Raw genomic sequence first — 6149 nt, 5'->3', positions numbered from 1 at the left:
TTGCGTGCGGCGACGCAAGCCTGAACCGGCTGATGGCCATGGGAGCCGCAACCTCGTCCGCACTGCGGCTCGCGCTCTCTCGAGCATTGCGCACAGGTGCGCCCGAGGCAGAAAAAGTGGCTGACACGCTGGTCCCGCAAGCGGAGGCCGAGTACACCGTTCCGGCGCGCATTGGTGACTACACAGACTTCTACACGTCGGTGCATCATGCGACTAATATCGGCAAGCTGTTCCGGCCGGACAACCCACTGATGCCAAACTACAAATGGGTACCGATCGGCTATCACGGCCGTGCGTCCTCCATCGGCGTTTCCGGCCAAGCGTTCTCGCGTCCAGTTGGCCAGACCTTCCCGGCAGGCGCAACGCAACCGGAGTTCGGTCCTTGCAAGCGCCTCGACTATGAACTGGAACTTGGAATCTTTATCGGCAGGGGCAACGAGTCCGGGATGCCGGTCCCGATCACCGAGGCTGAATCGCACGTCTTCGGCCTGTGCCTGCTCAACGACTGGTCAGCCCGTGATATTCAGGCTTGGGAATACCAGCCACTCGGACCCTTCCTTTCAAAAAACTTCGCAACGACCATCTCGCCCTGGATCGTCACGCTGGAAGCGCTTGCGCCGTATCGGGTCCCTTTCACCAGGCCGGAAAGCGATCCCCAACCTCTGCCTTATCTGGATTCGGCACAACAGCGCGAAGTCGGCGCGATTGACGTGCAACTCGAAGTCTGCCTCGAAACGGAAGCGATGCGCGCGGCCCGCACGCCAGGCGCACGGCTCAGCCTCACCAGTTCCCGGCATGCCTATTGGACGATCGCGCAGATGGTTGCGCATCACACCGTGAACGGTTGCAACCTGCAGCCCGGGGACCTTTTGGGCACTGGTACTCTCTCCGGCCCCTCCCTGGATCAGGCCGGCGCCCTTATTGAACTTACCACAGGCGGAAAACAGCCACTGAGTCTGCCCGACGGCGAACAGCGGACGTTCCTCGAAGACGGCGACCTCATCATCATGCGCGGCTGGTGCGAAAAGGCCGGCGCTGCACGCATCGGATTTGGGGAGTGCCGCGGGATGGTGTTGCCGGCGAGGTGCTAAGCGCCGGGACCTCTCGCAGCGGGATACCGGCGCGAGCAGACGGTTGTCGTAGATCCAATCCGAGTGACAGGAAAGGGGCGTATGTGAGCGTGCGAATTTCTCGTAAGGCTACATTCGCGACGGCCGGCTTACGCAACGGCCGTTGTGGCCGACGAAGCCACTGACATAATCCGCGCACGAAGATCCGTTGTCCGGCGGAGTCGACGTTTGAGTGTCCGCGTGAATGCGCTGGCCAACGTCGCTTGATGGCCGCTCCCGAGATGGGCGGGCAAGCCTTGGCTTGAACGTACATCACGCAGCCTGTCCTGTGACTTTCGAATCAAAGTTATATAAAAACGATCGCCAATCAATACGCGATCGATACTGAATGAATACGCGTTAAATATTCAAACGGAGATTAGTAGGGGTTTGAAGCGCAGTGGAACGGTTACGCAAAAAAACGCTAACCGTTCCACTGCACCTCAAACCCCATCTTCCGCGGTGTAGCCGTAGGTAAGCGTGAGCGCTTCAGTCATGGTCGCTTTTCTTCGGGGCCGAGGCGCCCGGCGGAGGCGCTCGCGGCGGTCCCCGATAGGCCGCGAGCACCGCATGCGCGTCGACGAGGAACGCGTCCGTGAAGGCGAGTGAGATCTGCGTAAATGCGGCGCGCGTCGCGGTGAGCATCACCGCCAATTGCGCGTCGGAGGCCGACTCGCCCCAGAGCACGCGTTGCACGATGGCGACGCCGCCGTGCCGGGCGACCAGGCGCAGCGCATAACCCAGCGACGCATTGGTCAGCACCTCGGATCCGTAGGTGTCGGCGAGCGCGGTGAGGATCGCGAGCTCGACGCGGTCGGGGCGCCGCGGCACCCGTCGCATCGCCATCAGGCGAGCCATCGCACTTTCAACGTCGCGCACCGCTTCACCACTCAAGCCTTCAGCAGCCAAGTCCTCCAACAGGTGTCTGTCAAGATCGAGCGCGCGCACCCCACTCTCCTGGCCCGCTCGGTAGGCCGTAATCGCATCGTCCAGGCGCAGGACGATGCGGACTGTTTCTCGGCCGGCCTTGTCGGACGGGAGGTTGGGTTGCGGTTCGAGCATAGAGTCTGGACCCCGTAAAACCGGGGTGGAATTGGGAATGGGCTGATTTTACGCAGCAAACGCCACCCCGACAATCCGAACAAGCAGGCTTGAACATTATCTATACGTTTGATTTAAAACATTTTTTTTCATTAAAATCTGGGTTGATACACGGAAAACACTTGCCGGCCTCGCCTCATGCGAATTGTCGCAAAACGCAGGATCATTGATACCAAAATAAGCAATAAGACTGGCCCAATCGGCATTAGACGAGCATTAATGGCCAGCCTAAATTCGTCCTGCCTGCCCTAGCGGCGAGGTCCATTTGAAACGAATACGAGGCAAATCATGACTACTGCAACTTTGACCGACATGTTGACGCAAGCCTTTGCTCAGGCCACCGAGCTGTACAAAGAACGTGGCTTTCAGCGACGTGTAGGTTTTGGGAAGAAACCTGCGCTCATCAACGTCGACCTGGCCAACGCATGGACTCGCCCGGGCAATCCATTTACCTGCGAGAACATCGACGAACAGATCATCCCCGGCGTGCAGCGTTTGCTCACCGCGTGCCGCGAAAACAACCATCCGGTGATCCATGTGACCACCTGCTACCAGGTGACCGACCGATCAAATCCCCATACGGATATGGGTCTCTGGCACAACAAGATTCCGGTTGAAGTGGTCGATCAGGCCGATGAATCGCTATGGGCGATCGATTCACGGATTGCACCGATCGCCGGTGAGCAAGTGCTCATTAAAAAACGCGCGAGCGCTTTCCACGGTACCTATCTCGCCGGCTTTCTGCGCGCAGCTGGCGTCGATACGATATTAGTCACCGGAGTAACGGCCTCCGCATGCGTGCGCACGACACTGTGCGACGGTCTGGCCGAGGGCTTTCGCACGATCGCCGTGCGTGAATGCATCGGAGATCGCGTGCCGGGAGCGGTCGAATGGAATCTGTTCGATATCGATGCCAAGTTTGCAGACGTCGAGCCCGTTGCACGCTGCATCGACTATCTGCACTCCACCAAGGGCTGAACGAGCGGTACTCCAGCGCCGTTAAGTGCCCCGCTTCTTTTTCTTCAATATAAATTTATCTACATGGACGCCCCCCTTTGCGCCAGGTCTTTCAGTGCGTGACGGACAGGATGGGCTGCAGTTCTACATACGTACATGGACTCCCGCCTATGAGCAAGATCGGTTTGCATTTTGAGGGTCACGACTGCGTCCGTACATTCGGCTTCTGATGTGCTTACTGCCGCACGAGCCATCATGGAAATCTGCGCGCTTGCTCCTCATCGGCCTTCTGGCTTCGTACTGCAGCCGTCGGATATATCAGGATCTGCAAGCGCCGGTCCGACCGGTTCGCCATGCTTGCCGCTTCTTGCGCAATCGCGGAAGAAATGAAACAGTACTCGATATCTGAAGCCTGCTATGCAGCCCTGAAACAGCCGTTGCCCGTCAATATGGCCCAAGCGATGCGCGCCGTCTTGTTCGCCAGGGCGATCGCCGCGATGCTCACGTGACGGCGTTGCATAACGGATTTGATCCACTGGCTGTGACTGTCATTGCGCCGACTCACGAAGTGCATTACCGCGCGGGCACCCTGTACAAGCAAAGTTCTTAGATAAGTGTCGCCGCGCTTTGTGATACCGCCTAATCGCGTTTTGCCTCCACTCGATCTCTGCATCGGCGTTAGCCCCAGCCAGGCTGCGAACTGTCTCCCATTCCTGAACTGCGAGGGATCGCCCACACTGCTCACGAGCGCAGTCGCAATAACCGGCCCAATTCCCGGAACTGTAGCGAGCCGCTGGCAGGCCTCATTGCTTTTGAATATCTCCGCTATCTCGGTGGCAAGCTCGTCGAGCCATTGCTGCAATGCCTTCAGTTGCTCAAGGTACATTGCTCCAAGCCGTCTTAGCAAAGTGGTGATGCCGGAATCGGGGTCGTTGACCAGCGCCACCACCCCCTTTTTTAACTGCGGAAGACCAATCGGGAAGATCACACCCTCTTCGGCAAACATGCTTCGGATCTGATTGGACTTGGCAGTACGCTCCAGGACCAGTCGTTGGCGCATGCGATGCACCGATTGCAGCGACTGCTGTTCCGCACTTTTTATCGCGACAAAGTGGATGCCCGCACGAGTGACTGCTGCACAGATCGCAGCCGCGTCATTCGCATCGTTTTTGCCGCCGATGAGGAATGGCTTTACGTACTGCGTTGGTAGCAACCGGACCGTATGACCTAAGGCAGTCAATTCACGAGCCCAAAAATGCGATCCGTGGCAGGCTTCGATGCCAATCAGACCAGATTCGAGTTTTGCGAAGAACTTCAGCACGTCACTTCGGCGAAGCTTTCGCTGAATGACCACTTTCCCGTGGCGATCAACGCCGTGAATCTGAAACACGTTTTTTGCGATGTCTAGACCGATGGTAAGCGTAGGCATTGACGTTCTCCCAGGAGTTGGTGCGGTCAGTGTCGCCCCGGAGGGGGCGGGAGTCCATACCATCAGCCTTATTGCAGCCTGCTTCGCTGCGGGCCCCTATGAAATCCGCGGATTCACGCCTCATTCAACTCACGAGCTCAGTGGCTCAGACAAATTTTCAGGCTTGGTGAATCCCAGGTCCGACCTGCTCTGTCATTACACTCAAATACCGCCGCAACTTTGGACACTCCATCCTTTCCTACAGCATCGTGCCTTTAAACTGGGTGTCAGATGGGTCGAACGCTCTTGTGACCTTTCTGATAAGGCTTTTGATGGGCGAGCACTGCCCATATAATTCGAGCCAATTTGTTTGCCATGGCTACTATGACGACATTTAGTGGACGCCGTAGTTTCATCTGTTCCACCCACGCCCCGGGCTCTTTGACATGATAGATAACGCTTCGAGCGCCATGCACGAGTAATGTTCTGAGATAGGTATCGCCTCGCTTACTTATGCCGAGTAACGCTACCTTGCCTCCGGAGCCGCTCTGCGCGGGAACAAGACCAAGCCACGCCGCGAACTCCCTGCCGGACTTGAACGTTCCTGCGTCGCCCATCGTTGCAACCGCCGCCGTCGCGCTAAGCAATCCGACGCCCGGGATGGCTGCAATCGCCTTGACGGCCTCATTGTTCTTCATCCATTCATTTAAACGCCGTTCAATCTGCGCGACTTGCCGATCGATCTCATCAACCCCGTTCCACTGCTCACGAAGCGTATCGATCAACATCATAGGCAACCGATCTGATAGTCGGGCGAAAACTCCGATTATGCCTTTCTCTAAAGCAGCGCGGCCAGTGCCAATGACTTCGCCGTACTCGGTGAGCAAGCCTCGCAGACTATTGATCTGCATCGTTCGAAATTTGATGAGCTGCTGACGCATCCTATGCAATGCTAGGACAGCTTGTTGAGACTCTGTCTTTATTGCCACAGGCTTGCTTTGCATCTGAGTCGCCATCCATATGGCACGTGCGTCGGCAGCATCGCTTTTGTTTGCAATATTGAACGCTTTCACGAACTTTGCAGGCATTAACTTTACCTGGTGACCCATCTGGACCAGTTGCCGCGCCCAATGTTGTGACCCGCTGCACGACTCCATTCCTATCAGACAAGGCGAGCGGTTAGCAAAATATTCGAGAAAAGCGGCTCGCTTTATCGGTCGATTCACGACCTCGCCCGTCTGAGGATCAACCCAGTGAACTTGCATCACGTTCTTTGCGATATCCACACCAACGACGGTATGTGTCATGACGGATCCCCTTTGATTAACCGGCGAAGCTAATATGATCTACCCTATTTTGCATTTCTGTTGCGGCAGTGCCATTAACGTCAAACACCACGTTAGGTGGGGAGCGTCCATATCATTCAACTCAATTCCTGCATGATTTATGCAGATGGTATGGACGCCTCCCCCCGGAAACGGGCCGTCGTGGAGATGGCGAAGCGAGTGTGGAAAGTAGAACTCGTGTTCGCCCGAATGTGCGAAAGTGAGAATGCTCGTTAACCGTTCTTCAAG

The 6149-nt window shown here is 56.7% G+C and carries 5 protein-coding genes; 2 read left to right on the top strand and 3 right to left on the bottom strand.

The annotated features are described in order from the left end of the window. Positions 1–1091, top strand: a 1091-nt coding sequence (gene fahA, locus ACRXB1_RS27920; protein WP_449493865.1) for a fumarylacetoacetase, incomplete at its 5' end; no start/stop codon positions are given. 507 nt (positions 1092–1598) lie between these two features. On the opposite strand, the gene ACRXB1_RS27915 is transcribed toward fahA, so the two are convergent. Continuing rightward, positions 1599–2171: a hypothetical protein gene (locus tag ACRXB1_RS27915; protein WP_449493864.1), complete on the bottom strand. Its 573-nt coding sequence runs from the start codon at positions 2169–2171 to the stop codon at positions 1599–1601. Between the two features lie 351 nt (positions 2172–2522). On the opposite strand from ACRXB1_RS27915, the gene ACRXB1_RS27910 reads away from it, so the two are divergent. Next, entirely contained in the window at positions 2523–3188 is a 666-nt protein-coding gene (locus ACRXB1_RS27910) for an isochorismatase family protein (protein ID WP_449493863.1), read from the top strand. A 394-nt stretch (positions 3189–3582) separates the two neighbouring features. Here ACRXB1_RS27910 and ACRXB1_RS27905 read toward each other — a convergent pair whose 3' ends face one another. Continuing rightward, positions 3583–4596, bottom strand: a complete 1014-nt coding sequence (locus ACRXB1_RS27905; RefSeq protein WP_449493862.1) for an IS110 family transposase — start codon at positions 4594–4596, stop codon at positions 3583–3585. A gap of 266 nt (positions 4597–4862) precedes the next feature. Next, positions 4863–5882, bottom strand: coding sequence for an IS110 family transposase (locus ACRXB1_RS27900; protein ID WP_449493861.1), 1020 nt, complete (start codon positions 5880–5882; stop codon positions 4863–4865). Positions 5883–6149: the final 267 nt, after the last annotated feature.

The sequence above is a fragment of the Caballeronia sp. M23-90 genome (assembly GCF_053574605.1).
Note: the sequence above shows the minus strand (reverse complement) of the source record. Positions and strands in the feature narration are given on the sequence as shown.